General features: G+C 64.5%; 24 protein-coding genes. 15 read left to right on the forward strand and 9 right to left on the reverse strand.

Going from position 1 to position 25,804, the window contains the following annotated elements:
• Positions 1-56: 56 nt before the first annotated feature.
• The 5 genes from A3AS_RS0130515 to A3AS_RS0130535 all read right to left on the reverse strand — a co-directional run bounded on the left by A3AS_RS0130515 (position 57) and on the right by A3AS_RS0130535 (position 5,315).
• Positions 57-653 (reverse strand): hypothetical protein, encoded by a 597-nt coding sequence (locus tag A3AS_RS0130515; protein WP_026202522.1) that lies wholly within the window; start codon positions 651-653, stop codon positions 57-59.
• Between the two features lie 196 nt (positions 654-849).
• A complete protein-coding gene (locus A3AS_RS0130520) occupies positions 850-2,163 on the reverse strand; it encodes a tetratricopeptide repeat protein (RefSeq protein ID WP_018321291.1) in 1,314 nt (437 codons plus the stop codon).
• An 8-nt stretch (positions 2,164-2,171) separates the two neighbouring features.
• A complete protein-coding gene (locus A3AS_RS47770) occupies positions 2,172-3,410 on the reverse strand; it encodes a restriction endonuclease (RefSeq protein WP_157644433.1) in 1,239 nt (412 codons plus the stop codon).
• A 152-nt stretch (positions 3,411-3,562) separates the two neighbouring features.
• Positions 3,563-4,579, reverse strand: a complete 1,017-nt coding sequence (locus A3AS_RS0130530) for an aldo/keto reductase (protein ID WP_026202523.1) — start codon at positions 4,577-4,579, stop codon at positions 3,563-3,565.
• Positions 4,580-4,889: 310 nt separating this feature from the next.
• Complete coding sequence (locus A3AS_RS0130535; RefSeq protein WP_026202524.1) at positions 4,890-5,315, reverse strand: PaaI family thioesterase; 426 nt, start codon at positions 5,313-5,315, stop codon at positions 4,890-4,892.
• A 68-nt stretch (positions 5,316-5,383) separates the two neighbouring features.
• On the opposite strand from A3AS_RS0130535, the gene A3AS_RS0130540 reads away from it, so the two are divergent.
• Positions 5,384-6,010 carry a CoA pyrophosphatase gene (locus A3AS_RS0130540; protein ID WP_026202525.1) on the forward strand — a complete coding sequence of 209 codons (627 nt, stop codon included), beginning with the start codon at positions 5,384-5,386 and terminating at the stop codon, positions 6,008-6,010.
• A gap of 56 nt (positions 6,011-6,066) precedes the next feature.
• The gene (locus A3AS_RS0130545) at positions 6,067-7,296 is read left to right on the forward strand and encodes a hypothetical protein (RefSeq protein WP_018321297.1); all 1,230 of its coding nucleotides are present in this window, start codon (positions 6,067-6,069) and stop codon (positions 7,294-7,296) included.
• A 171-nt stretch (positions 7,297-7,467) separates the two neighbouring features.
• Here the strand turns inward: A3AS_RS0130545 and A3AS_RS0130550 are convergent, their stop codons facing one another.
• Positions 7,468-7,785, reverse strand: coding sequence for a hypothetical protein (locus A3AS_RS0130550; RefSeq protein ID WP_026202526.1), 318 nt, complete (start codon positions 7,783-7,785; stop codon positions 7,468-7,470).
• A gap of 195 nt (positions 7,786-7,980) precedes the next feature.
• Between A3AS_RS0130550 and A3AS_RS0130555 the strand changes: the two genes are divergently transcribed.
• From A3AS_RS0130555 to A3AS_RS0130575, 5 genes are all read left to right on the forward strand, one after another.
• Positions 7,981-8,460, forward strand: coding sequence for a hypothetical protein (locus tag A3AS_RS0130555; protein ID WP_026202527.1), 480 nt, complete (start codon positions 7,981-7,983; stop codon positions 8,458-8,460).
• 178 nt (positions 8,461-8,638) lie between these two features.
• Entirely contained in the window at positions 8,639-9,586 is a 948-nt protein-coding gene (locus tag A3AS_RS0130560) for a TAXI family TRAP transporter solute-binding subunit (RefSeq protein ID WP_018321299.1), read from the forward strand.
• A gap of 196 nt (positions 9,587-9,782) precedes the next feature.
• Entirely contained in the window at positions 9,783-11,903 is a 2,121-nt protein-coding gene (locus A3AS_RS0130565; RefSeq protein ID WP_018321300.1) for a TRAP transporter permease, read from the forward strand.
• Positions 11,864-12,277, forward strand: a complete 414-nt coding sequence (locus tag A3AS_RS0130570) for a DUF1850 domain-containing protein (protein ID WP_018321301.1) — start codon at positions 11,864-11,866, stop codon at positions 12,275-12,277. The genes A3AS_RS0130565 and A3AS_RS0130570 overlap by 40 nt, the downstream gene beginning before the upstream one ends.
• A gap of 95 nt (positions 12,278-12,372) precedes the next feature.
• Positions 12,373-13,179, forward strand: coding sequence for an SDR family NAD(P)-dependent oxidoreductase (locus A3AS_RS0130575; RefSeq protein ID WP_018321302.1), 807 nt, complete (start codon positions 12,373-12,375; stop codon positions 13,177-13,179).
• A gap of 178 nt (positions 13,180-13,357) precedes the next feature.
• Here A3AS_RS0130575 and A3AS_RS0130580 read toward each other — a convergent pair whose 3' ends face one another.
• Together A3AS_RS0130580 and A3AS_RS0130585 are read right to left on the reverse strand one after the other, a co-directional pair.
• Entirely contained in the window at positions 13,358-14,128 is a 771-nt protein-coding gene (locus tag A3AS_RS0130580; protein ID WP_018321303.1) for a hypothetical protein, read from the reverse strand.
• 112 nt (positions 14,129-14,240) lie between these two features.
• Positions 14,241-15,785 carry a sodium:proton antiporter gene (locus A3AS_RS0130585; protein WP_026202529.1) on the reverse strand — a complete coding sequence of 515 codons (1,545 nt, stop codon included), beginning with the start codon at positions 15,783-15,785 and terminating at the stop codon, positions 14,241-14,243.
• Positions 15,786-15,934: 149 nt separating this feature from the next.
• On the opposite strand from A3AS_RS0130585, the gene A3AS_RS0130590 reads away from it, so the two are divergent.
• The 5 genes from A3AS_RS0130590 to A3AS_RS0130610 all read left to right on the forward strand — a co-directional run bounded on the left by A3AS_RS0130590 (position 15,935) and on the right by A3AS_RS0130610 (position 22,088).
• Positions 15,935-16,699, forward strand: coding sequence for a tetratricopeptide repeat protein (locus A3AS_RS0130590; protein ID WP_026202530.1), 765 nt, complete (start codon positions 15,935-15,937; stop codon positions 16,697-16,699).
• A gap of 270 nt (positions 16,700-16,969) precedes the next feature.
• Entirely contained in the window at positions 16,970-18,355 is a 1,386-nt protein-coding gene (locus A3AS_RS0130595; protein ID WP_018321306.1) for a tetratricopeptide repeat protein, read from the forward strand.
• A gap of 374 nt (positions 18,356-18,729) precedes the next feature.
• Complete coding sequence (locus A3AS_RS0130600) at positions 18,730-20,640, forward strand: propionyl-CoA synthetase (protein ID WP_018321307.1); 1,911 nt, start codon at positions 18,730-18,732, stop codon at positions 20,638-20,640.
• Positions 20,641-20,882: 242 nt separating this feature from the next.
• Positions 20,883-21,152 (forward strand): hypothetical protein, encoded by a 270-nt coding sequence (locus tag A3AS_RS0130605; protein WP_018321308.1) that lies wholly within the window; start codon positions 20,883-20,885, stop codon positions 21,150-21,152.
• A gap of 189 nt (positions 21,153-21,341) precedes the next feature.
• Positions 21,342-22,088 carry an OmpW family protein gene (locus A3AS_RS0130610; protein WP_018321309.1) on the forward strand — a complete coding sequence of 249 codons (747 nt, stop codon included), beginning with the start codon at positions 21,342-21,344 and terminating at the stop codon, positions 22,086-22,088.
• 304 nt (positions 22,089-22,392) lie between these two features.
• Here the strand turns inward: A3AS_RS0130610 and A3AS_RS0130615 are convergent, their stop codons facing one another.
• Positions 22,393-23,088, reverse strand: coding sequence for a DUF1013 domain-containing protein (locus A3AS_RS0130615; protein ID WP_026202531.1), 696 nt, complete (start codon positions 23,086-23,088; stop codon positions 22,393-22,395).
• Positions 23,089-23,331: 243 nt separating this feature from the next.
• On the opposite strand from A3AS_RS0130615, the gene ispH reads away from it, so the two are divergent.
• Genes ispH through rnhA form a run of 3 tightly spaced genes read left to right on the forward strand, consistent with a single transcriptional unit; the run spans position 23,332 to position 25,751 of the window.
• Positions 23,332-24,300, forward strand: a complete 969-nt coding sequence (gene ispH / locus A3AS_RS0130620) for a 4-hydroxy-3-methylbut-2-enyl diphosphate reductase (protein WP_018321311.1) — start codon at positions 23,332-23,334, stop codon at positions 24,298-24,300.
• A 6-nt stretch (positions 24,301-24,306) separates the two neighbouring features.
• Entirely contained in the window at positions 24,307-25,290 is a 984-nt protein-coding gene (locus A3AS_RS0130625; protein ID WP_018321312.1) for a homoserine kinase, read from the forward strand.
• Positions 25,287-25,751: a ribonuclease HI gene (gene rnhA / locus A3AS_RS0130630; protein WP_018321313.1), complete on the forward strand. Its 465-nt coding sequence runs from the start codon at positions 25,287-25,289 to the stop codon at positions 25,749-25,751. The genes A3AS_RS0130625 and rnhA overlap by 4 nt, the downstream gene beginning before the upstream one ends.
• Positions 25,752-25,804 lie beyond the last annotated feature (53 nt).

A 25,804-nucleotide genomic window follows, 5' to 3' on the forward strand; every position in this document is an offset into this window, starting at 1 on the left:
TCAAACGGAAGGATGCGCCTTCACTTCGCCGACACAGCAGGCGAGACGAAGTGCCGCTACTTGAACGGGTCCTGGATCGAGGGCAGCGATTGCCGGATGCGGCGCACGCTCACCGGCGTACCGTCGGAGACGAACAGCAGTTCATATTGCCGGCCCTCACTGTCGGTGGCGGAGCAAGTGACGTCGGTCACCTTCCTGGCGGCGAAATTGCCGGTCTGGCGGCAGAGGCCGGTGGAGGTCTGCTCGGCCGGTACCGGCAGGCCGTCGACCCTGGGGCGGTCCTTGGAGTTGAGCAGCATGCGGTCGATCGGCAGCTCGTAGGAATTGTCGTCGGCGCGCTTGCCGTTCTCGCCGGAGAACGACACGACGTGGCTGTCGTCGGAGGGATCGTCGACCGCGACCGCGAAATTGACCCGGCCCTTGTCGCCGTGGGCGTAGGCCACCGTCTTGCAGGCGAAGGTGCGCCCGGCAACCTTGAAGGTCTTGCAGTGGCCGGACATCAGCGCCAGCAGGTCGATGAAGGCATTCTGCGGCGCCGGCGGGTTGTTGACCGGGATCGGCTTGGAAGTTTCGGCAAAACAAGGACTTGCCAACGCGGCAAGGGTCGCGGCGAAGACTAGCGTGGCGGCCAGAAGCGGTCGGCAGAGGCGCATCGGAAGGCTCACGTGCCAGGGAACCACGGTCGGGTTCCGCACCATAACGATCGAACCGCAAATTGGTTGCGACCGCGTTTGTCCTGCAAGTCCCGCCTGGAATACCACCGCGCCACCCCGACGACGATTCGCCTACATCGCCCAAACCGTCCCGCCGGCACTTGCCGTCAGGCCGGTGTTTTTTTCGTGGCGAAGTCTAGCCCATTGCCGCCTGCCAGCGCGCATCGCGAAGTGAGGGTCGGCGGTGCAGGCGGGCGTCCAGCACGGCGCGGGCGCGGGCCAGCTCGCCGCTGCGCATCAGGGCGACGATGTAGGTGTCCTCGACCAGCTCGCGCTGGGCATGGCTGCCGCCGATCCGTACGACCTCGCCGAGGACCGGCGCCAGCGTTTGCACGCATGAGGCGTAATCCTCATCCGCAAAGGCCGCCAGCGCGCGGAAGATCGCCGGCACCACGAGGCCGGCCGGCAGCTTGCCCTCGGCGAGGCGCTGCTCGATGGCCGCAAGGCGTGTGGTGAGCGCCGCGTGATTCTGCGTCGCTGCCGCGAACAGCGCCATGTGGACATCGGCAAAGGACAGGCTCGATTTCGGAAACAGTTTTTTCGCGGTGGCGTCGGCGTCGAGCCACAGCTCCCTCGGCACGGAATGGCCGTAAGCCGACAGGCGCCACAGCAGCGAGGCGGCATCGGTGATGACGTTGAGCGGCGGCGCCTGCGTGACTGATGGCTGAAGCACGTCGGCATAGATCGCGAGCGCGCGAGCCGCATCGCCATGCTCGAGCGCGCCGAGCGCCTGGTGCCAGCTGATATGGCCGTGCAGAATTCCGGCGCGGTCGTAAGAGGGGATCCAGTCGTCGACGAGGCGGTCGGCCGCCTCGATCGAACCGTCCTCAAACATTGCATGCAGCACCGCGTGTGCGGCGTGGGCATTCTGACGGCGTAAATTAAAGCCGCGCTCGGTCATGGCGCGACCGCGTGCGACGTCGCCGTTCTCGGTCATCGCCCAGCCGGCCATGGTCAGGAACCACCAATCCTCGCCATAATGCTGCGCAAGCCGCTCGCACAGCTCGTGCCGGGCGCGGTCGTGGTCGGCCATGCCGGAGAAGGCGAACAGGCCGAACGCGCCGAGCGGCAGCGACAGCACCAATGCATCGCGCGGCCAGCTCTCGATATGCCTCAGCGTCGACACGATCGCCTCCGGCAGCCGGCCTTCGATCGCCAGCGCCAGCGTCTCGACATGCGAGCGCTCGCGCTCGGTGCCGCGCTTGGCGACCAGCTCGCGCGCGAGCGCCGCTTTTTGCCGTGCCAGATCGCCCTGCTGGTAGAAGGCGTGCACGCGGGCGCGGGCGATATGGGGAAGCGCGAACTCCGGATCAGTCGCCATCGCGCGCTCCAGCATCTCCGCCATGCCGGTCCAGCCCGCGAGCATGAGGTCGACGCCTTCGCGATAGGCGCCAGCGGCCGCATCGGATGCGGTGGAGAGCGGCAGGCCGTAGCGGTCTTCGTGCGGCATCGGTGCGCCTATGTATCGTCCATGTTGCCGACGATTGGGCCTTCCCCCTCGACGTCTTCCCGAGTGAACTTCTCCGCGAAGAAAGCCTCGTCGATCTCGTATATTTCAACAGGACTGCGTCGAATACCAACCTGGTGCTTTATGCAGAAATCAAGAAGGCGCTTCCCGTCAATCAGAGTTATTGGTGCGGCTCCAATGAAAAGAGCGCCCTCCTGCGCACCCTTTGCGAAGCTCCCAAGGCTGATAATTGTACCGCGAATGGCTTTGAAATAGGGGAGGGCGCCACGCAGCTCGTCGACCTTGGGGCGGGTAATTGTATTCTCTGTGCGCTTGACTTGCACTACTTCGGTTATTTCAGTAATGCCAAACTGAACGCGAGCGACTACATCAACTCCTTTGTCGCCACTGACCTTTGTAACGCGGACGTCTTCATAGTCCATCGCATCAAGCAGTTCTTTGACGAAATGCTCAAACTGAGTCGGCTCTAACTGCATCAGGCGGGCTCGGAATGCGATTAATTGTTCCTCATTATGCGCATGAGCGGCTTCCGCAACGGTAGTACGCTTCGAAGATGGAGCTGTGGTGGCTATGCTGGTCTCGATCGGTTTTGAAAAATCCTTTAGCCACTGCAATCCAGTTTCGGTGATCGTATAGTAATTTCCTTCACGCGTGATCAAACCGCGTTCGGCCACTGCAATGAGCCTGCGCCGGAGTGTGTCAGCAAAATTCTTTGGAGTCGTGAATAGTGAAACGGCTTTGAGGTAGTCGGACCAAGCTGGAAGAATGTCTCCTCTCTTGCAAGGAGAGCGCTCAGCAACAAGTGAAAGTAGCTTGGGGATACCCTCTGCCGCATCGAGTTCGCGAAGAGTGGATTCATCTTTTCCCAAAAATTTCTGGCCTTTGCTTCCAAGCTGATAAATGCCTCCGACTCGATCCAGGAGTTTCATTCTGTTGATAAAAAGATAGCACCCATTTAGGTAACGAGGATTCAGCTCCCTGCCGCTCCCTTCCCATATTTTGCGGGCGAGGCCTTGCAAGTCGCCTGAAAGACGCTCGCCGATCCAAGTGTCGGGATCGGACCAATCGACAGGATTCTGCGGCGTTCCCGTTTGATCAGTAATTGCATTGATCATGTCGCGCACTCGTTGAACAGGCTCGCCATTGAGTAGGCGAATAGCGTGTCCAACCTCAGAATAGGGGGCGTATAGTGGAGCCTGAACAATAGGCTCTGCTTGTGGATCAATCATGTGATTGGCCTAGATGAATGACAGCAATCTGTGTTCAACCATCGCGAGTGACGGTTCAAGTTGTCAAGAAGTTATGGCGCGATTTTTAGGCTTCACCATATTGCAACGCAGTGTTGGCCGATGGGCCGTTTTGCCCGTCGTTGTGCGTGGCTCTAGAGATCGCCCGTCCGCGCGCGGCGGCCTTCGATCGGGTAGGCGGGATCGTTGTAGCCCGGCGTCGAGGGGTGGCCCGGCACGACCAGCCGGTCGATCAGCGCCTCGTCATCCCCAGTGAAGCGGTAGTCGAGCGCGCTGATGTAGCCGTCCCATTGCGCCTCGGTGCGGGGACCTGCGACGATCGAGGAGACGAAGGCGGAGTTGAGCACCCAGGCAACCGCGAACTGGCCGGCGGTGATGCCCTTTTTCTCGGCGTGAGTCTTGATCTCCTGCGCAAGCTGGAGCGATTCCGGCCGCCATTCGGTCTGCATCATGCGGGTGTCGTTGCGGCCCGCGCGCGTCTCCTTGTCGGGCGCTGCATCCGGCTTGTACTTGCCGGTGAGCACGCCTCGCGCCAGCGGGCTGTAGGGCACGATGCCGAGACCGTAATAGGAGCAGGCCGGAAAGTGCTCGACCTCGGGCATGCGGTTCATCGCATTGTAATAGGGCTGGCTCACCACGGGACGGTCGATGCCGAGCCGGTCGCAGATGTTGCAGATCTCGGCAACGCGCCAGGCGCGGTAGTTCGAGACGCCGAAATAGCGCACCTTGCCGGCGCGGATCAAATCGCCCATCGCGCGCACCGTCTCTTCCAGCGGTGTCGAATGGTCTTCCTTGTGCAGATAGTAGATGTCGATGTAGTCGGTGCCGAGCCGCGCTAAGCTTTCGTCGGCGGCCTGCAGCACCCAGCGCCGTGACAGGCCGCCGCGATTGGGATCGTCGCCCATGGGGTTGGCGAGTTTGGTGGCGAGCACCCAGGCGTGACGGTTGCCCGCGATCGCGCGGCCGACCACCTCCTCGGAGCCGCCCTTCGAGTAAGCGTCGGCGGTGTCGATGAAGTTGATGCCGGCGCCATGCGCTTTGTCGATGATCCGCTTTGACGTGGCTTCATCGGTGGGGCCACCGAACATCATGGTGCCCAGACAGATCGGCGACACTTTCAGGCCGCTGCGGCCGAGCTGACGGTATTGCATGGGCGGGTCCTCGATATCTTTATGGAGCGCAGCATAGCCAGCTACAGTCGTCATTGCGAGCGCAGCGAAGCAATCCAGAGATGCGTCCGCGGATAGATGCTGGATTGCTTCGTCGCAAGAGCCCCTCGCAATGACGGTGCGGGTGCGCTCGCGCATCATACTCGGTGTCATCGCCCGACTTGATCGGGCGATCCAGTATTCCAGAGACGGCTGTGATTGAATCGAGAGGCTGCGGCGTACTGGGTCGCCCCGTCAAGCCGGGCGACGACGGCGGCGTGTGTGGAGGGCTGCGGGGCAGCCCGACGGCGCGCTAACCCGGCCCCTTCAAAATCTTGAACACGCCATTCGCCATCACGATGCAGCGACCATCCACCGTCACTTCCGTGCTCATGAAGATCAGGCTGCGGGTCGAGCGCACGACGCGCGGGCGGGAAATCAGGATGTCGCCGATCTGGCCGGCCTCGACGAAGTGGGTGTCGAGCTGCACCGTCGCCATGAACTCCTTGCCGGAGACATAGCGGGCGGTCATGCCGCAGGTGCGGTCGGCAAAGGTCATCATCACGCCGCCCTGGACCATGCCGCGACGATTGTGGTGCTTGTCTTCGGTGGCAAGCGCGAACTCGTAGTGGCCGTCGACCTTGCGCTCCCACAAGGGGCCGATCAGATGCAGGAAGCCCGTGGTCTCCAGGATGCTCCAGCCGTCTGATTCGAGCCTTGCGGCGGCCTTGTTGGTCATGTCGTCGTCCATTCCGGTGCGGGCCTTGCGATCTCGTTTCATCGGGGCCGGACGTGGTGTAGTCAAGCATCATGAGACCGTTCGATGATGCCACACGGCGGAATATCGCGAATGCCTGCGCGGCCTTCATGCGGCTGCCGGCGGGTGAAGTGCCGACGACGCTGAAGCGTGCCGCGGTGTCAGTTGTGCTGACCGCGAGCGAGGGCGATGACACCGCATTCCTGCTCACGCTGCGCGCATCGCATCTGCGCGCCCATCGCGGCCAATGGGCGCTGCCGGGCGGCCGCTGCGATGCCGGCGAGACGCCGGTCGAGGCGGCGCTGCGCGAACTCGACGAGGAGCTTGGCCTTCGCCTCAACGGCGCGCAGGTGCTCGGCACGCTCGACGACTATCCCACTCGCTCCGGCTATCTGATCACGCCCGTCGTGGTCTGGGCCGCCGACAGTGCTGCGATCAGGCCGAACCCGGATGAGGTGGCTTCGGTCCATCGCATTGCGCTCGACACCATCGAGCGCGACGACGCCTTTGATTTCGTCGCGATTCCCGAAAGCGCGCGTCGCGTGATCCGTTTCCATCACCAGGAAAGCCTGATCCACGCGCCGACCGCGGCCCTGATCTACCAGTTCCGCGAGGTGCTTGCGGGCCGGCATACCCGCGTGGCGGAGCTGGAACAACCGGTGTTCGCCTGGAAGTAACGATGGTAAACGGCGCGTTAACGTGACGGTTACCGGATGCCTGCTAAGAGGGCAGCATGCATCATTCGATTCGAAACAGCCTCTCTCGAAATTGCCTTGCGCTGGTTCCACTCGCACTCGTCCTGCTCGCGCCCGCCGCGCGTGGCGGCGAGATCGACGCGCTGCCGCCTGCCGTCCGCGATGCCAACGCCCAGTTGCTGTCGCAATTCTTCGCGCAAGGCGGCGCGTCCCCGGCGGTGCTCGAATATCGCCGCAAGCTCGCAGAATATCAGGCGGCGCGCGCGGCCTTCGACGCCGAGGCCGGCGCCTATTGGAGCCAGATCTCCGAGAAGCGGAAAGGCCGCAATGCCAAGCGGCGCAGCGGGCAGCAGGTGACGCTCGACGACTACGTGCTGGAGCATCCGCCGCTCTATAACGGGCCGAAGAAGCCGGTGAATCCGGAGCCGGAGGAAACGCCGGACCGCCCCCCCAGAAAACCGATTCCCGTGGTTGCCGATTTCCTGCGCGCGGCGCAGGAGCTCTACCAGTTCACGCCGCAGCGCCCGGCGAGCGAGATCGAATTCAAGCGCGCCTATGCGCGCTATGCGCTCGCCTCCGGGCTGACGCGCGAGCAGGCCGTGCGGGTCTATTCGTTCGAGACCGGCGGCACCGGCAGCCACGACGTGCAGGCGGGAATCGAGCATGGCGGCAAGCGCGCGATCTCGACCGCGATGGGCTACAACCAGCTCCTGACCACCAATAGCGTCGAGCTGCTCGCCGAGCAGGGCCACGAACTCATTCGCGCGCTCTCCGAGAAGGTGGCGCGGACATCAGGACCGGCGCGCCAGTCGCTCGAGCACAAGCTCGTCGTGCTGAAGAAAATGGTGGCGCATGCGAAGTCGGTGCCCGATACCTGGTCGGAGCACGAGAAGATCGGCAACACCGCGCAGGGCTGGGCCATGCACGCGATGGTGCTCGACATCGACGTCGGTCCGATGCTGCAGACCCACAAGCTCCTGACCTCGGTGCTGTTCGCCCGCGCCAAGGGCTACACCCGTCCGCTGACCGCGGCCGAGCTCGAGATGATGAACCTCACCGGCGACGGCACCGGCCTCGACATGGTGACGATGCCGCAGGCGATGCGCGAGCAGGTGCCGACCTCGAACTTCTTCCAGCGCGGCGGCTACGAGCGCAACCCGGTCGCGATCCGCCACAACACGGTGGCCAAGCTGCTGGCGGTGACGGACGATCGGATGGATTCGAACAGCAGCAAACCCGGCGCAAGGGAATTGGCGGGGGCGTTTTAGGGAGCTGGCGAGCTGCCGTAGGGTGGGCAAAGCGACTTGTCCGCCATAGCTCGAAGAGCGGCGGCGGAAGCGTGCCCACGCACCTTTTGCGATAGGGAGAGATGGTGGGCACGGCGCTACGCGCCTTTGCCCACCCTACGGCAGCTTCGTTCGTGGCGAGAGCCGCCGCTCCTACTGATCCGGGCCGAACTTGAACTTGCCGTCGCCTTCCAGATAGGGGCCGCTGCGCATGTAGAGCTGGCCGTTATGGCCGATGAAGAACAGCGTGCCCTTCGGGACTTTCTTGGCGCCCTTCAAGAGCTCGCCGGCGTTGCTGGTGCCCATCTTGTAGGAAAAGGTCTTGCCCTCCCTGTCATAGGCGTAGCCGGTGTCGGGCTTGAGCTCCCACGGTGTTGCCGGGGTTTGTGCGCATGCGGGCGCGGCGAATGCGCCGAGCACCGTTACGAGTGCAGCCGAAACAAGTGCAAATGTCTTGGTTGAAAATGCCATCATCCATCCTCCCCGTCGCTGGGGTACCCGGCTTGAACAAATCACGAACGGCGTATCCGGGTCAATTTGCGAAAGCGCCGCAGCGCATCACGTCTTGCCCATTCAGTTTGTGATTTTCCCTTCGTCCCCTCGCGACTATGTTCCGCTTTCCGTCTAGAACGCAACTCGACAAAATTATTGGTGGGGATGATTCGGATGCGCCATGTGATTAAACTTTGCTGGGCTGCTGTATTGTCGTTGACGGCGTTGGCGCCGGCCGTCCGGGCCGATGATTACCAGCTCAGCCACAACCAGCGCATTTCGTGCAGCCGCGGCCTTGCCCCGGGCAAGCTGAACACGGCGACCTGCAAGTCCTACACCTATCTGTTCAACACCAAGACCTCGGAATATTTCCGCTGCCAGGTCTCGCTGGCGCTGACCCGCGACAACAAGGAAGTCATCAACGTCCAGACCGACGGCGGCTGCATCAAGAAGCCGCGCATCTTCGAGACCGACGGCAAGTATGATTTCGACGCGACCGAGACCGAGCCGCCGAACACCAACTCGTTCTTCGGCCCCGGCGGCTATTCGGTGTGGGCGGCCGATGTCAGCGCGCAGAAGGTGCGCGGCTGCATCATCATCTCCTCCGGCCTCGGTTCCGACATCTCCAAGTGCCTGGACATGACGTTCCAGTGAAACGTCGATGGCGATGGCGCCGCTCCGGACTACGGCTGCGCCACCTCGCCGCACCCACAGGTTCCCAAAAACCCAGCCGGATCGGCCGTTTACCGCAGTCCTGTTTTGTCTTTTGGATGGGTTGACCCGCATCCCTCATCCGGCCAATTTCGCCGCCGGTTTGGGGAGAACAACAACCATGAAACGGACCATTTTCGGCGCGGCCGCGGCTCTTGCTCTGGCGGCGTCGGCACCTTGCGCGCAGGCGCAATCCTTCATCAACGTGCTGACCGGCGGCACCTCCGGCGTCTATTATCCGCTCGGGGTCGCGATCGGGAAGATCTACGGCGACAAGATTCCGAACGTGAAGACGCAGGTGCAGGCCACCAAGGCGTCGGTCGAGAATTTGATCCTGCTGCAGCAGGGCCGCGGCGAGTTGGCGTTCACGCTCGGCGATTCGCTCAAGGCCGCCTGGGACGGCGAGGAAGAGGCGGGCTTCAAGACCAAGCTCGACAAGCTCAGGACCATCGGCGCGATCTATCCGAACTACATCCAGATCGTCGCGACCACCGAGTCCGGCATCAAGACGCTGGCCGACCTCAAGGGCAAGAGCCTCTCTGTCGGTGCGCCTAAGTCGGGCACCGAGCTGAATTCGCGTGCGATCCTGGCCGCCGCCGGCATGAGCTACAAGGATCTCGGCAAGGTCGAATATCTGCCGTTCGCCGAATCCGTCGACCTCATGAAGAACCGCCAGCTCAACGCCACGCTGCAATCGGCCGGCCTCGGCGTCGCCTCGCTGAAGGATCTGTCGACCTCGAGCCCGATCACGGTGGTGTCGGTGCCGAAGGAAACCGTCGACAAGATCGGCCCGCCCTTCGTCTCCGCGATCATTCCGGCCAACACCTATACCGGCCAGGACAAGGACGTGCCGACGGCGGCCGTGATCAACTATCTCGTCACGAGCTCCGCCGTATCGGACGATCTCGCCTATCAGATGACCAAGCTGGTCTTCGAATCGCTGCCGGAGTTGCAGAACGCGCATGCGGCCGGCAAGGAGATCAAGCTCGAGACCGCGGCCAGCGGCAGCCCGGTTCCGCTGCACCCCGGCGCGATCCGCTATTACAAGGAAAAAGGGCTGATCAAGTAAGACGCGCTCTATCCGCGAACGTCATGCCCGGGCTTGTCCCGCCTGCGCGGCCGAAGCCGCTTCGGCGAGGCGAAGGCCCGGGCATCCACGTTTCTTGGAGACACCGTAAGACGTGGATGGCCGGGACAAGCCCGGCCCTGACGGTGTGGTGAGCAATGCCTCGATGTTATAAGCCACAGGGCTGAGGACGAATAAGATGCTGGAAAAGGCAGAGGGCACGGCGCCGGAGCCCGACAAGGTTAAGGTCGAGTTCGACAATTTCGAGCACGGTTTCCCGGAAGGTTTTGGTCCGGGCTGGTGGGGACAACTCGCCTACTGGATCGGCATCGCTTTCGCCACCTTCCAGCTCTATGTCGCCGCTTTCAACTATCTGCCGAGCCAGGTAGTGCGCGGCGTTCATGTCGGCTTCCTCGTCCTGCTCACCTTCGGCCTGATCGCCAATTTCACCGCGAAGAGCAATGCCGGCCGCGCGCTCGGCTGGGTGATCGGCGGCGCCGGCTTCCTGTGCGGGCTCTACCAGTGGATCTTCTACGCCGATTTGATCGCGCGCGACGGCGACCCGACCCGGCTTGATCTCGTGGTCGGCACGGTGCTGGCGGTGCTGATCTTCGAGGGCACGCGGCGCCTGATGGGCGCGGCGCTGCCGCTGATGTGCGGCGCGTGCCTCGTCTACTGGTTCTTCGGCCAGTACCTGCCGTCGCCGCTCAACCATCGCGGCTACGACTTCGACCAGATCATCACGCATCTGTCGTTCGGCACCGAAGGCTTCTACGGCGTGCCGATCTACGTGTCGGCGACCTACATCTTCCTGTTCATATTGTTCGGCTCGTTCCTGGAGCGCGCCGGCATGATCCAGCTGTTCACCGACGTTTCGCTCGGCCTGTTCGGCCGCACCCGCGGGGGACCTGCGAAAGTCGCGGTGTTCGCCTCGGGCATGATGGGCACGATCTCCGGCTCGGGCGTCGCCAATGTCGTGACCGTCGGCCAGTTCACGATTCCCTTGATGATCAGGTTCGGCTATCGCCGCGCCTTCGCCGCCGGCGTCGAGGCCACGGCCTCGATGGGCGGGCAGATCATGCCGCCGGTGATGGGCGCGGTCGCCTTCATCATGGCCGAGACGCTCGGCGTGCAATATTCCGAGATCGTCAAGGCGGCCGCGATTCCCGCGATCCTCTATTTCGCGTCCGCGTTCTGGATGGTGCATCTGGAGGCCGGCAAGCACGGCCTCGTTGGCATGAAGCGCTCGGAGATCCCGAGCGCCTGGAAGGCGCTGGTGACGCGCTGGTACCTCGTGCTGCCGCTCGCCGCCCTCGTCTACATGCTGTTCGAGGGTTTTACGCCGCTCTATGCCGGCAGCATGGGCCTCGCGCTGACGGTGGCGTTGATCCTCGGCACTGCCATCACCACCGGCGCCTCCTCGAATGTCATCCGCACCATCTTCTGGATCGGCCTTGCGCTCGTCGTCGCCGCGCTCTCGCGTGACGGCCTCAAGATCGTGCCGGTCGCCTGCGTCGTGGTCGGGTTGATCGTGATCACCGCCTTCGTGCGCGGTGGCTTTGCGGCGTTGCGCGCCTGCCGCGATGCGCTGGCCGAGAGCGCCAAATCCGCGATCACCGTCGGCATGGCCTGCGCCATCGTCGGCGTCATCATCGGCATGATGTCGCAGACCGGCGTCGGCACCATCTTCGGCGGCTGGGTGATCGGTCTCGGCGAGAAGAGCCTGTTCCTCGCGCTGATCATGACCATGCTGCTGTCGATCCTGCTCGGTACCGGCATCCCGACGATCCCGACCTACATCATCACCGCCGCGCTTGCCGCGCCCGCGTTGGCCAAGCTAGGGGTGCCCTTGATCGCGAGCCACATGTTCGCGTTCTACTACGGCATCATGGCCGACCTCTCGCCGCCGGTGGCATTGGCGGCGCTCGCGGCGGCGCCGATCGCCAAGGAGAACCCGGACAAGATCGGCTGGGAAGCGATGCGCATCGCGCTCGCCGGCTACGTCATTCCGTTCATCTTCGTCTACTCGCCAGCCCTGATGCTCCAGGCCGGCGACCCCATGGCGGCGAAGCTCGGCTTCTACGGCGCGGTGGCGCTGGCGAGCCTGAAGGCATTGGTGGCGATCGGCCTGTTCGGCATGGTGGCGATCGGCTTCCTGTTCACGCGGCTGACGTTGATCGAGCGCCTGGTCGCACTCGGCGCTGCATTCTGCCTGCTCGGCGAATTCGCGTTCAGCGACACCGCCGGCTTCGTGCTCGCCGCGGCGATCGTGCTGTGGCAATGGCGGCAGCGCCCGCCTGTAACGGTCGAGGCGGCGTGAGCCTCTGCTTCGCAACGGCTTTCGGCGTGAAGGCGCTGGCGCTGTCCGCCTTCACGCTTGCATGGACGCATTCGATCGCGAAAGTCGACTGGCAGGAGGATTGGCGCGTCACCCCCGCCGGTCTCGAACTGGTGCAGGCCCGCGTCAAGGGCACCGGCCCCGGCATGGAGCCGCCGCCCGAGGCGCGGCTGGTCGACGGCTGGTTTCAGTGGCAGCCCGCGCGTGCACCGATGCAGGAGGTCGTGCTCGGCAATTCGGGCGCGGCCGGCGAGTGGCGGCTGTGCCATGATGGACAATGCCGGACGCTGTCGGAGATTGTCGGGCATCCCATTGGTGCTAACGTCACCACGATGAAGATTTGCAACGATCCGTAGCCCGGATGGAGCGAAGCGCAATCCGGGACAGTGCCCCCGGATTACGCTTACGCTCCATCCGGGCTACAAGAAGAACAACAACAAGGAGACACACGATGGATCGGCTCAAGGGCAAGGTTGCGATGGTGGTGGGCGCCGGCTCGATCGGACCCGGCTGGGGCAACGGCAAGGCGACCGCCGTGACCTTTGCGCGCGAGGGCGCGCAGGTGTTTTGCGTCGACCGCAACGGTGCTGCCGCGGAGGAGACCGCGAAGATCATCACCGGCGAAGGCGGCAAGGCGACGGCGTTCACGGCCGACGTGTCCCGGTCTGCCGAGATCGAGGCGATGGTGGCGGCGTGCCTGAAGGCCTATGGCCGCATCGACGTGCTCGACAACAATGTCGGCATCGCCGAGATGGGCAGCGTGGTCGAGGTGACCGAGGAGAGCTGGGACCGCGTCTTCAGCGTCAACCTCAAGAGCGCCTATTTCGCCATGAAGCATGTCATCCCTGTCATGGTGAAACAGGGCGGCGGCTCCATCATCAACATCTCCTCGATCGCCTCGATCCGCCACATGGGCATCTCCTACGTCACCTATGGCACCTCGAAGGCGGCGATGAACCAGATGACGCGCACCACCGCGATCGAGTTCGCGCGCCAGCATGTGCGCGTCAACGCGATCCTGCCCGGCCTGATGAAGACGCCGATGGTCGAACACTCTGCCGGCCTTGCCGCCAGCTACGCCAAGGGCGATGTCGAGGCGATGTGGCGCGCGCGCGATGCGCAGGTGCCGATGGGTCACATGGGCGATGCCTTCGACGTCGCCAACGCCGCGCTGTTCCTGGCGTCCGACGAGTCGAAATATGTGACGGGGATCGAGCTCGTGGTCGATGGCGGGATCACGTGCAAGGCGGGGGCGTGATTTTATTCCGGCTAGCCCCGTCATCCTGAGGTGCGAGTGGCGCGATGCAAAAGCATCGCGCCGGGAGCCTCGAAAGGATGAGCGGCCCCGCTGCAGCCGGGCCGTCGCCCTTCGAGGGCCGCTGAAGAAGCGGCCACCTCAGGGTGACGGGGTTACATGGATGTTGCGGCTAAAGCGCCTACTGCGCCAGTGCCAGAATTCCGCCGGCGAACGAATGCCACGCGGCGCTCTCGCTGATCGGCCAGTTCAGGACCTTCACCGCCAGCAGGGCCAGTGCGCCGTAGATGTAGACCGGATGCACGCGGCCTTCGCTGCGCCAGTCGCGCACCATGGCGACGACGAGCAGGAGCGAGGCGACGATGGCCGGCGCGATCGTCACCGGCACCGGCGGCGGGCCGGGCGGTCCCGGAGGCGCCAGGAACGTCAGGAACCAGCGCGCGATCGCGGCATCGAGGATCGAGACCGCGGCGAGCAGCATCAGGCGCTTGTGAATCTCGGGCCTGCGCGTGTTCACGATCGCCAGGACGAATACCACGGCGAAGAATGCAATCCCGCTCATCGGCACGATCGAGAAGCCGATGCCGGCCTCTTTCTGCCCGAGCGCCGCGGAATGCTGCATCACGTGCACGGAGGCGAGGAAGCCGAAGATCGTCATCGCGGTGGCGAGCGACACGCCGGCGATGCCGAGCGAACGGTGATTGACCACGCGCCCCGAGGCCGCGAGCCAGGTCTGAAGCACGAAATAGACAGACCAGGTGAAGAACAAGAGTCCGTGAAAGTGAATCACGGGGCTTGCGGACAGCGTCCGGTTGGCGAGCGGAACCCAATAGGTCGGTGCGAAGCCGAGAAATGCGGTGGCCGCGCAGGCCAGGGCCATATGCAGATAGAAATATCGCGCAGGCGACGCATCTCGCGCGCGTACACGACGGTCGTCGGTCAGAGTCGTCATCAGGAATGAGTCTGGGAAGGTGGGGTTTGGTTCAAACCGTCGTCGTCCCGGACAAGCTCGATCTAAGCGTGCTTGTCCGGGACGACACCGGAGTTTGTAGCTTCCGCTAGCCTCATCCCCCCGCGCTCAATTCTGCGCGATCGAGCTCCTCTTCGAGCCGGTGGAAGGCATCGTCGCCGATCACTTCGGTGGCGCGGAGGTCGAAGATCGATTTGCGCGCGGCCGCGATGGCGCGGCGGCGCAGGGGATCGGCGGGCAGCTCGCCATTGGCGATGCCGCCGTTGGGATCGCTCCCGGCCTGCATCAGGATGGCGCGATATTCGAGCCGCAGGATCTCCGCCTCCTCCGACGGATCGCTCTCGATCGCATCGAGCGCGGCGCGATAGGCGACGGCGCGAGCGCGCGCGACCTCGGTGCCGACGGGATCGTCGTCCCTGAGGCCGAACGCCAGGATCAGCGGCCGCAGCGTCAGGCCCTGGATCACCAGCGATCCCAGCACCACCGCAAAGGCGATGAAGACGATGAAGTCGCGATACGGGAAGTTCTCCGGCAAGGCGAAAGCTGTGGCAAGCGTGACGAGGCCGCGCATGCCGCACCAGGAGATGATGAGGCCGCCTTTGGGCGAGGCGACGGCCCTGGGGTCGTTCGGATGATAGATCCCCTGCGCGACCAGCACACGCAGGGTCGTGCGATAGAACGTCACCCAGGCGAGGCGCACCAGGATCACCGTCAGCAGGATCCAGGCCGCGGCCACGCAATATTCCCAGCGCACGTCCGCATCCAGCCGCGTCCAGATCGGCCGCATCTGCATGCCGATCAGCATGAAGGCGAGCACGTTGAGCACGAACACCATGGTTTCCCACACCGCATAAGACGGCACCCGCAGCCGTGCCGGCATGCGCGCCCCCGCCGTACGCGCCATGGTGATGGCGTAGACGACGATGGTGAGAATGCCGGACAGGCCGAGATGCTCCGCGGCGATCCAGACCATGAAGGTGGTGGCGAATTGCACGATGATCGCGCTCGGTGCTTCCTTGACCCGCTCCAGGAGCAGCGGGATGATGTAGCCCGCGAGCAGGCCGGCGACGACGCTGCCGACCAGTGCCAGCGCCATCGTCGGCGCGACCTGGCTCCAGGTCAGATGCTCGGTGGCGACGGCCCCGACCGCGATGCGGTAGATCAGAAGCGCACTCGCGTCGTTGAGCAGGCTTTCGCCCTCCAGGACTTTCACCATGCGGTGGGGCAGCTTGACTTGGCTCAGGATGGCGACTGCAGCGGCCGCATCGGGCGGCGCCACGATGGCACCGAGCGCGACCGCGGCGGCCCAGGGCATATCGGGCATCAGGCGGTGCGCGACGAAGGCGACGCCGGCCGTGGTCAGGCCGACCGCGGCGACGACCAGGGTCGAGACCGGAACCCAATTGTTGCGCAGATCGCGCAGCGAGGTGTCGAAGGCGGCATCGAGCAGGACCGGTGCGACAAAAAGCGCCAAGGCCAGGTCCGGCTCCAGTGTCCAGGACGGGCTGGACGGCACGAAGGCGATCAGCGCGCCGCCGATGGCGAGAAAGGTCGGGTAGGGGACCTTGATCCGCCGCGCCAGCGCCGATAAGGCAACGGCGCCGAGCAGAAGCGCGATGATCCATTCGAATGTCGACACGATGATCCCCGAAGCCGGTTTGCGCGGCGCCACAAGCTAGCACCAATCCGGCCGTATGACGGATAGTACGGCCGCGAGACAAGACTTAAGGCAAGACTTAAGGCAAGGCTCAGGGCAAGACCGAAAGCAGACGTCCGACAGCAACGAGCATGCGTTTTCGAAAACTCATTCAATCGTCAGGTGCTGTATTGTTTTGCGCGCTGTCGCTCAATGCCGCCCGGGCTGCGACCGGCGGTGAGCCGGCTGCGGTGATACAGGTCGATGTCGCCTCATGCCTCGCGGCGACCGCGGCGGACGACATGGACAAGGCCGCCACGGCCTGTGCCGCCGTGATCGACAATGAGAAGACGGCGAAGGGCGATCTGATCAAGGCACTGCTCGCGCGCGCGGCGCTCTATGCGCGGCACGATCAGGTCGATCGCGCCATCGCCGACGACAGCCGCGCCCTTTTGCTCGACCCCGGGCTCGCGGACATCTGGAATGCGCGCGGCGAGCTCTGGCTGAAGAAGGGCGACAAGCCCAAGGCGGTGCAGGATTTCGGCGCGGCGCTGAAGATCGACCCGAACCACGAGAAGGCCAAGGCCAATCACAAGGCGATGGCGCGCGAGCTGGAGCGAATCGGCGCGCAGATGGCGGTCGCCGGCAAGCCCAGCTTCAATTGCAGGCGTGCGGCCCGGGCGGTGGAGAAGGCGATCTGCGGCAACCGCGAGCTCGCCGATCTCGACCGCGAGATCTTTGCCTCCAATGCCCGGGTGATCCGGGAGGCGCGCAATCCGGCGGAAGCAAAGAACCTCCAGCGCGAGCAGGACGAGTTTATCGCCCGCCGCAATGCAGGGTACGGCCGGCCAGGATACGATCTGAAGAAGGCGATGCAGGAGCGACTGCAGCGACTGAATGGCGTGGACGGGCATTGACAATTCTTCGCCTCTCCCCGCGTGCGGGGAGAGGCCGGAATTTGCTTCAGCAAATTCCGGGTGAGGGGGACTGTCCGCGAGTCCAACTCTCACCGTTCTCGCGGAGGCTCCCCCTCACCCCGACCCTCTCAGTGCGAGCGAAGCTCGTCGCGGCCCCGCAGTCGGGGCGAGGGAGTGATGCGCCTGCGCGCCCCCAACTGTTCCCAAATTGAACCCATCCCTTCCCTGCCGCGACAACGGTGAGAACCCGACGCCACGGAGCCCTATGCCATGTGCGGCACGCATTCTTCCGCGCAAGCGCCTTCGCTTGCCAAAACTTCGCTTCGCGCCTTTCTTCTCGGGGCCGCGATGAGCCTCGTCCTCGCAGCCCCCGCCTCGGCGGGCACCGATTGCGTGATGGGCAGCAAGGCTGCTCCCGCGGAGTTGATCCCGGCCTGCACCGTTATCATCGACCAGAGCGCAAGCCCCGCGTCCGACCGCGCCGCGGCGCTGCTGGTTCGTGCCGACGCCAATGCGCGGACTTCGGGCGGCCTCACCCAAGCCCTGCGGGACATCGACCGCGCCATCGCAATCGACGGCAAGAATGCAAGGGCCTGGCGCCTGCGCGGCGACCTCTTGCGCGAGGCCGGCGGCGATCTCAACCGCGCGGCGGCGGATCTGAGCAAGGCGATCGAGCTCGATCCGCACGATGCGGAGGCTTACGAGCTGCGCGGTGTCGTGTACACCACCCAGCGCAGGCTTGACCGTGCGCTCGCCGATTACGACCAGGCGATCAAGCTGAAGCCGGATGATGCACAGGCATGGTCCGACTGCGGCGTGAACTACTATCTCGGCGGCGACAACGAGAAGGCGATCAAGGATCTCAGCGAGGCGCTGCGGCTCGATCCCAACCGTCCGCGCACCTACACCAACCGCGGCGCGGCATACAAGAAGCTCGGCCAGCTCGACAAGGCAGTGGCCGACGACGGCGAGGCGATCAGGCTCGATCCGAAGGTGCCCGAATATTTTGACAATCGCGGGCTCACCTATGCCGCCATGAAAGAGTACGACAAGGCGATCGCCGATTACGACCAGGCGCTGCGCCTCGCGCCCCGGCCGAACTTCTTCACCAACCGCGGCGATTCCTATCAGTTCAAGGGTGAGTTCGGAGCGGCGCTCAGCGACTACGACGCTGCGCTGAAGCTCGATGCGAATTTCGCGCAGACCTACAACAACCGCGCCGTGCTCTACAAGAAGATGGGCGAGCGCAGGAAGGCGCTGGCCGATTACGAGACGGCGCTGAAGCTCGATCCCGGTAACGAGAATGCTGCCAATGGCCGCCGCAGCATGATCGCGGAGATCGCGAAATTCGGCGGTGAGCCGCCGCGGGCGCTGAATGCGGCGTCCGGCAATGGTCCGTCCTTCGAATGCGCGACGGCCAGGCGCGAGGTCGAGAAGGTGATCTGCGCCGATCCGCAGCTGGGCGTGCTCGACCGCCAGATCGCCGAGACCTACGAGCGCGTGCTGAAATCGGCGGGCAAGCGCTCGGCCGGCGAGCTGCGCAAGACCCAGCGCGATTTCCTTAGCCTCCGCAACGTCAGCTTCGGCCGGCCGGGCTATGATCTGAGGAAGGTCATGCAGGACCGGTTGCAGAAGCTGAACGCGATGGAGAGCTGAGGAGCGTTGGAGAAGCCGAAGTCGCGCGGCTGGCTCGCTCACCTCTCCCGCTTGCGGGAGAGGTCGCCGCGATCGAAGAGCGCGGCGGGTGAGGGCTTTCTCCTCTTGGAGACTTCCTGCTAAAGCCTCGGGCAATCCCGACGCGGGGGCACCCCCACCCCAGCCCTCCCCCGCAAGCGGGAGAGGGAGCGCAGCGCCGATGCGGCAGCAATTGCGTCTCCACCAAAAGGCCCATCCTTTTCAGCTTGAACCGCGGCCCGTTCCCGGGAAAATACCTCTCAAACAAGGCCGGCACTTGATCCGGGTCATGGCGGGACAACCCGTCCTGCCGCAAGGTTCAAGGTCAGGCCAATAAAGGTAACGGGAGCGCGGGAATGAACATCCAGGGCAAGAGCAATTACCACGAGGTCCATGCCCGCTCGCTGGCCGACCCCGAAGGCTTCTGGGCCGAGGCGGCGAAGGAGATCGACTGGATCGAGCCGCCCAAATCGATCTTCGACCCCTCGCAGGGAACCTATGGCCGCTGGTTCACGGGGGGCGTCGTCAATACCTGCTACAACGCGCTCGACCGCCATGTCGAAGGCGGCCGCGCCGACCAGGTCGCGCTGATCCACGATTCACCGTTGGCGGGCAGCGTCACCAAATTCACCTATGCCGAACTGCTGAACGAGGTGCAGGCGCTCGCCGCCATCATGCAGGATTTCGGCGTCGCCAAGGGCGATCGCGTCATCCTTTATATGCCGATGGTGCCGGAGGCCGTGGTCGCGATGCTCGCCTGCGCGCGGATCGGTGCGGTGCATTCGGTGGTGTTCGGCGGCTTTGCCGCGAAGGAGCTTGCCACCCGCATCGACGATGCGCAGCCGAAACTCATTCTCTCCGCAAGCTGCGGCATCGAGCCCGGCCGCATCGTGCAGTACAAGCCGCTGCTCGACGAGGCGATCAGGCTTGCCGGCAGCAAGCCGAAGGCCTGCATCGTGCTGCAACGCCCGCAGCTCACTTGCGACTTGGCCCCGGGCCGGGACTACGATTGGGCGAGCCTGCGCCGCAAGGCGATGAACGACGGCAAGAAGGCCGCATGCGCGCCTGTCGCCGCGACCGATCCGCTCTACATCCTCTACACCTCGGGCACCACGGGCATCCCGAAGGGCGTCGTGCGCGACAATGGCGGCCATCTCGTCGCGGTGAAATGGTCGATGTTCAACCTCTATGGCGTCAAGCCGGGCGAGGTGTGGTGGTGCGGCTCCGACATCGGCTGGGTGGTCGGCCACAGCTACATCGTCTACGGCCCGCTGCTGCACGGCGCGACGACCATCATGTATGAGGGCAAGCCGGTCGGCACGCCCGACGCCGGCGCGTTCTGGCGCGTGATCGCCGAGCACAAGGCGGTCGCGTTCTTCACCGCGCCGACCGCGTTCCGCGCGATCCGGAAAGATGATCCGGAAGGAAAGTTCATCCGGCAATACGACCTGTCGAAATTCCGCACCCTGTTCCTCGCCGGCGAGCGTGCCGATCCGCCGACGGTCGAATGGGCGGAGCAGCAGCTGAAGGTGCCGGTGATCGACCATTGGTGGCAGACCGAGACCGGCTGGTGCATCGCCGGCAATCCGGTCGGGCTCGGCATGCTGCCGGTGAAGCACGGCTCGCCGACGGTGCCGATGCCGGGCTACCAGGTCGACGTGGTCGACGAGGCGGCAAAGCCGGTCGGGCCCAACATCATGGGCTCGATCGTCATCAAGCTGCCGATGCCGCCGGGGTGTCTGCCGACGCTGTGGAATCAGGATGCGCGCTTCAGGGAGGCTTATCTCAGCGAATTCCCCGGCTATTACAAAACCTCGGATGCCGGTTACAAGGACGAGGACGGCTATGTCTTCGTCATGGGCCGCACTGACGACATCATCAACGTCGCCGGCCATCGGCTCTCCACCGGCGGCATGGAGGAGATCCTTGCCTCGCATCCCGATGTTGCCGAATGTGCCGTGCTTGGCGTCAAGGATGCGATCAAGGGCGAGGTGCCCTGCGGTTTCCTGGTGCTCAAGGCCGGCGTGAAGCGTGCGCCCGCCGAGATCGAGAAGGAGATCGTCGCGCTGGTGCGCGACAAGCTCGGCCCGGTCGCGGCCTTCAAGCTCGCCATCACCGTCGGCCGCCTGCCCAAGACGCGCTCCGGCAAGATTCTGCGCGGCACCATCAAGAAGATCGCCGACGGCGAGTCCTGGACCATGCCGGCGACGATCGAGGATCCCAAGACGCTCGACGAGATCGGGGAGGCGCTGAAGGGGCGGGTGTGAGGTTTGCTCTGGCGGTGATGCCGGTGAGACGCAGCGCTGCCGCATCACCTTCCGCTGTCATCGCCCGCCTTGTGCGCAATCGCGCACTGGAGCGGGCGATCCAGTACTCCGCAGCAGCAGTTGTGACCCCATTCCCGCCGCGGCGTACTGGATGCCCCGCCTTCGCGGGGCATGACAGCGTGCCAGGGACTTACAATCTCCTCATTCCGCGCTAAACAGGGCCGGCCAACAGGGGACCTCGTATGCCACTCGCCGCCGCGCCGCGCCTCCTTGCAGCTGTGCTGCTCGCCACTGCTCTCTCCGCCTGCTCCGCGCGCTACCAGACGCCGGTGGCGGTGGGTGGCGACGACGACGATGCGGTCTGCCAGAGCCGGGGCTATGCGCAGGGCTCGCCGGAATACGTGGCCTGCCGCAAGGATCGCGACGTCCAGCGCAACGCCGCCACCGCGCGTGCCGATCGCCGCCAGCGCGACCTCGGCGAATACATGCTGAACCATCCCGAGCGGCCCTGAGGGGGGCGGCATTATCCTGCCGCGCCGCGCACCCCGCATTCGTGACTTCCGTGACAGATCTGCAACGCCGCGGCCAAATCGGGGCGGCCTCTGGCTGAATTGATCGAAGTCAAATCCTTCAGCGCCCCCTTTCTGCTCTGACGCTCATGTCGCGCAACGACGCGCGAGTGAAGGCTGAAGGGGATTGCAATGCAGAGAACGACAAGAAACCTGGCGCGGCTTGCGACGGTTGGCGCGATGCTCGCGGGCACGTTTGCATCGGTGCAGGCTGCCGATCTGCCGGTCTACAAGAAGGCGCCGCCGCCGGTGGAGGCGTTCAATCCGTGGATGGTGCGTCTGCGCGTGCTCGGCGTGTTGCCGGATGCCGGCGGCTCGACCGTCAACGTGGCGGGCGTGCCCTCGCTGTCCTCGCCGAATTCCGGCCTTTCGATCAGCGACCAGGTCGTCCCTGAGCTCGACATCAGCTACTTCTTCACCAGGAACATCGCGGCCGAACTGATCCTCGGCGTGACCCGGCACTCGATCAGCGGCACCGGCTCGCTCGCGAACCTGCCGATCGGCAAGACCACGCTGCTGCCGCCGACGCTGACGCTGCAATATCACTTCGACCAGTTCGGCGCGTTCAAGCCGTATGTCGGCGCCGGCGTGAACTACACCGTGTTCTTCAACAATTCCGCGGCCAACACGCCTGCTGCAATCGCCGGTCCGCCCGCGATCGTCGCCACCACCACCAATTTGCATGTCAGCAACGCCTTCGGCGGCGCCGTGCAGTTCGGCTTCGACTACATGATCGACCGGCACTGGGGTCTCAACGTCGACGTCAAGAAGCTCTGGCTGCGTCCGGATTACAGCGCCATCGTCTCCGGCCTGCCGGTCACCGGCACCGCGCATATCGATCCCTGGCTGGTCGGCGCAGGCGTGACGTACAAGTTCTGAGGGGGCGTTGCTTGGAGACAAGCTGTGGCCGCAGCCGACCCTGCGCTCCCTCCCCCCTTGTGGGGGAGGGCGGGGGAGAGGGGTGGTCCAGGAAAAGGTGCGAGAGACTTGCGCGCGATGCTCTTGAGCTGATCGAGGGTGTCCCCGTGGGATACCCCTCTCCCTAACCCTCCCCCACAAGGGGGGAGGGAACGCAGCTCGCGTGTGGCGACATGCGCGCATTCACTCAGCCGTTCTTACAAACAAAAACGCGGCGGGATTTCCCGCCGCGTTTGTATTCGATGGTGAATGAACGAGAGAAGAACTACTCCTCCTCGTCTTCCTGCTTCTTGCCGCCGAGCGTCTTCAGCTTGGCGAACACGGCGTCGAGGTTGAGGTCGTCGCTCGATCGCTCGGCCGGCTCGAACTCGTCCTTCTTGGTGGTCTCGGAAGCCGGCAGCAGCGTGGCGCCGCCATAGGCTGCGTCGATCGGCTTCTCCTTGGCGGCGCGCGCCACCTCGAAATCGAGCTCGATCTGCGAGCAGAGGCCGAGGGTGACGGGGTCGATCGGGGTCAGCTGGGAGGTGTTCCAGTGGGTGCGGTCCCGCACGCTCGCGATGGTGCTCTTGGTGGTGCCGACCAGGCGCATGATCTGGGCGTCCTTGAGCTCGGCATGGTTGCGCAGCAGCCAGAGGATGGCGCTCGGACGCTCATGGCGGCGCGAGACCGGGGTGTAGCGCGGGCCCTTGCGCTTGGGCTGGGGCGGCAGCACCACCTTGCTCTCCTGGAGGCGGAGCCGATAATCCGGATTCCGCTCGCCCTTCTCGATCTCCTCGCGGGTCAGCTGGCCGTTGGAGAGGGGATCCATGCCCTTGATGCCCTGGGCAGCATCGCCGTCGGCGATCGCGCGCACCTCGAGGGGATGCATCTTGGTGAAATCGGCGACCTGATCGAAGGTCAGCGCGGTGTTGTCGAGCAGCCAGACGGCGGTCGCCTTGGGCATCAGAGGTGCGTTGCTCATGGCAAATCTCCTTTGTGCTTCGCCCACCCCTCTGGAGGCGAAACCGGTGGTCATCAGCGATGACTGGGAATTCGCGCTATATAAGCCCGGAGGGGGTAGCCACGCAATGGTTCTGCTATAGATAGTGCCTTGACAGCGCCCGAAAGGGGGCCCAATTCCCTGTAAGCCCGTACCCAAGCCCTATTCCATTCATCGACCGCTTCCCGCCCATTTGGCGAGGTGATTCGGTCCCGAGATCGCTCAATGTCAGCCAAACCAGACCTCAAGATCGTGCTTTGTTCTCCCCGTGGCTTCTGCGCCGGGGTGGTCCGGGCGATCGACACCGTGGAACGGGCGCTCGATAAGTACGGCGCCCCCGTCTATGTTCGCCATGAGATTGTGCACAACAAATATGTCGTCGACGGGTTGAAGAAAAAGGGCGCCATCTTCGTCGAGGAGCTCGCCGAAATCCCGGAAAACACCACCGCGCCGGTGGTGTTCTCGGCCCACGGCGTGCCGAAATCGGTTCCGGCCGACGCCCAGTCCCGCAATTTGTTCTCGCTGGATGCGACCTGCCCGCTGGTGACCAAGGTGCACCGCGAGGCCGCGATCCACTTCAAGCGTGGCCGCGAGATCTTCCTGATCGGCCACTCCCATCATCCCGAGGTGGTCGGCACGCTCGGCCAGCTTCCGACCGGCGCCGTGACCCTGATCGAGACCGCCGAGGATGCCAAGACGATCTCCCCGAAGGACCCCAACAACCTCGCCTTCGTGACCCAGACCACGCTGTCGATCGACGACACCGCGGAGATCGTGGCGCTGCTGAAGGAGCGCTTCCCGAACATCAACGGGCCGCACAAGGAAGACATCTGCTACGCCACCACCAACCGCCAGCTCGCGGTGAAGAAGGTGGCGCCGGTGGTCGACGCGCTCATCGTCGTCGGTGCTCCCAATTCGTCGAACTCGCAGCGCCTGCGCGAGGTCGCCGAGCGCGAGGGCTGCCGGATCGCGGTGCTGGCGCAGCGCGCCACCGACATCGACTGGAACAAGTTCGGCAACATTTCGAGCCTCGGCATCACTGCGGGCGCTTCCGCGCCGGAAGTGATCGTCGAAGAGATCATGGACGCCTTCGCCGAGCGCTACACGCTGCATGTGGAGACGGTCTCGGCCGCTGAGGAGAACGAGTTCTTCCCGCTGCCGCGTCAGGTGCGCCCCGAAGCCGCCGCCGAGTAGACCTTTATGGCGGTCTACACCGACGTTGCCGCCGACGAGCTTGCGGATTTCCTGAAGCAATACGAGCTCGGCGAATTGCTCTCCTACAAGGGCATCGCCGAGGGCGTCGAGAACACCAACTTCCTGCTGCATACCAGCCAGGGGTCGTTCATCCTCACGCTCTACGAGAAGCGGGTGGCGAAGAACGATTTGCCGTTCTTCCTCGCGCTGATGACGCATCTGGCCGAGCACGGCATCAACTGCCCGCTGCCGGTGAAGGGAAGAGACGGCGAGGCGTTGCGCGAGCTGTCCGGGCGTCCCGCGGCGATCATCACCTTTCTCGAAGGCATGTGGCCGCGCAAGCCGAACGTCGCCCATTGCGCCGGCGTCGGTGCGGCGCTGGCGAAGATGCATCTGGCCGGCGCGAACTTTGCGGTTCGGCGCGCCAATGCGCTGTCGGTCGCGGGCTGGCGGCCGCTGTTCGATGCGGCCTCGAACCGTGCCGATGAGGTGCAGCCGGGCCTGCGCGCGTTCCTGGCGACCGAGCTCGACCATCTCTCGAGCGGGATCTGGCCGGACAATCTGCCTGAGGGCGTGATCCACGCCGACCTCTTCAACGACAACGTCTTCTTTCTCGGTGACCAGCTCTCGGGGATCATCGACTTCACCTTCGCCTGCAACGACATGCTGGCCTATGACGTCGCGATCTGCCTCAACGCCTGGTGCTTCGAGCCGGATCATTCCTTCAACGTCACCAAGGCGCGTGCCTTCCTCAACGCCTATGGCCGCGTGCGAAAGCTTTCGGAGGCGGAGGAGGCCGCGCTGCCGCTCTTGGCGCGCGGCGCTGCGATCCGCTTCCTGCTGACGCGGCTGGTGGACTGGCTCAACGTGCCGCCCGGCGCGCTGGTCAAGCCGAAGGACCCGCTGGAATATTTTCGCAAGCTGCGCTTCCACCAGAGCGTGACGAGCGTACGCGATTACGGGCTGATGCCGTCAGGATTGGTCGCGTGAGCGAAAAGCCCGTCGTCACGATCTATACCGATGGCGCCTGCTCGGGGAATCCCGGGCCGGGCGGCTGGGGCGCGATCCTGAAGTTCGGCGACAAGGAAAAAGAGCTGAACGGCGGCGAGCGCCACACCACCAACAACCAGATGGAGCTGATGGCGGCGATCTCCGCGCTCGAGGCGCTGAAGAAGCCGTGCACGGTCGATCTCTACACCGACAGCCAGTACGTCCGGCAGGGCATCACCGGCTGGATCTTCGGCTGGAAGCGCAACGGCTGGCGCACCGCCGACAAGAAGCCCGTGAAGAATGTCGAGCTATGGCAGCGCCTGGATGCCGCGCTGAAGCAGCACGAGGTCCGCTGGCACTGGGTCAAGGGCCATGCCGGCCATCCCGAGAACGAGCGCGCGGATCAGCTGGCGCGCGACGGGATCGTGAAGGCGCGGCTGCAGCAGCGGCTTGCGGAGTAGCGACGCGTTGTCGGCGCTCCATTCTCAGGTTTCGTAGGGTGGGCTAAGGCGCG

This window comes from Bradyrhizobium sp. WSM2793, assembly GCF_000379585.1.
Classification (GTDB): Bacteria; Pseudomonadota; Alphaproteobacteria; order Rhizobiales; family Xanthobacteraceae; genus Bradyrhizobium.

Coding starts and splice junctions, on each gene's coding strand:
- A3AS_RS0130515 (WP_026202522.1), bottom strand. CDS start 653: ATGCGCCTCTGCCGACCGCTTCTGGCCGCCACGCTAGTCTTCGCCGCG.
- A3AS_RS0130520 (WP_018321291.1), bottom strand. CDS start 2,163: ATGCCGCACGAAGACCGCTACGGCCTGCCGCTCTCCACCGCATCCGAT.
- A3AS_RS47770 (WP_157644433.1), bottom strand. CDS start 3,410: ATGATTGATCCACAAGCAGAGCCTATTGTTCAGGCTCCACTATACGCC.
- A3AS_RS0130530 (WP_026202523.1), bottom strand. CDS start 4,579: ATGCAATACCGTCAGCTCGGCCGCAGCGGCCTGAAAGTGTCGCCGATC.
- A3AS_RS0130535 (WP_026202524.1), bottom strand. CDS start 5,315: ATGACCAACAAGGCCGCCGCAAGGCTCGAATCAGACGGCTGGAGCATC.
- A3AS_RS0130545 (WP_018321297.1), top strand. CDS start 6,067: ATGCATCATTCGATTCGAAACAGCCTCTCTCGAAATTGCCTTGCGCTG.
- A3AS_RS0130550 (WP_026202526.1), bottom strand. CDS start 7,785: ATGGCATTTTCAACCAAGACATTTGCACTTGTTTCGGCTGCACTCGTA.
- A3AS_RS0130555 (WP_026202527.1), top strand. CDS start 7,981: ATGCGCCATGTGATTAAACTTTGCTGGGCTGCTGTATTGTCGTTGACG.
- A3AS_RS0130560 (WP_018321299.1), top strand. CDS start 8,639: ATGAAACGGACCATTTTCGGCGCGGCCGCGGCTCTTGCTCTGGCGGCG.
- A3AS_RS0130565 (WP_018321300.1), top strand. CDS start 9,783: ATGCTGGAAAAGGCAGAGGGCACGGCGCCGGAGCCCGACAAGGTTAAG.
- A3AS_RS0130570 (WP_018321301.1), top strand. CDS start 11,864: ATGGCGGCAGCGCCCGCCTGTAACGGTCGAGGCGGCGTGAGCCTCTGC.
- A3AS_RS0130575 (WP_018321302.1), top strand. CDS start 12,373: ATGGATCGGCTCAAGGGCAAGGTTGCGATGGTGGTGGGCGCCGGCTCG.
- A3AS_RS0130580 (WP_018321303.1), bottom strand. CDS start 14,128: ATGACGACTCTGACCGACGACCGTCGTGTACGCGCGCGAGATGCGTCG.
- A3AS_RS0130590 (WP_026202530.1), top strand. CDS start 15,935: ATGCGTTTTCGAAAACTCATTCAATCGTCAGGTGCTGTATTGTTTTGC.
- A3AS_RS0130595 (WP_018321306.1), top strand. CDS start 16,970: ATGTGCGGCACGCATTCTTCCGCGCAAGCGCCTTCGCTTGCCAAAACT.
- A3AS_RS0130600 (WP_018321307.1), top strand. CDS start 18,730: ATGAACATCCAGGGCAAGAGCAATTACCACGAGGTCCATGCCCGCTCG.
- A3AS_RS0130605 (WP_018321308.1), top strand. CDS start 20,883: ATGCCACTCGCCGCCGCGCCGCGCCTCCTTGCAGCTGTGCTGCTCGCC.
- A3AS_RS0130610 (WP_018321309.1), top strand. CDS start 21,342: ATGCAGAGAACGACAAGAAACCTGGCGCGGCTTGCGACGGTTGGCGCG.
- A3AS_RS0130615 (WP_026202531.1), bottom strand. CDS start 23,088: ATGAGCAACGCACCTCTGATGCCCAAGGCGACCGCCGTCTGGCTGCTC.
- ispH (WP_018321311.1), top strand. CDS start 23,332: ATGTCAGCCAAACCAGACCTCAAGATCGTGCTTTGTTCTCCCCGTGGC.
- A3AS_RS0130625 (WP_018321312.1), top strand. CDS start 24,307: ATGGCGGTCTACACCGACGTTGCCGCCGACGAGCTTGCGGATTTCCTG.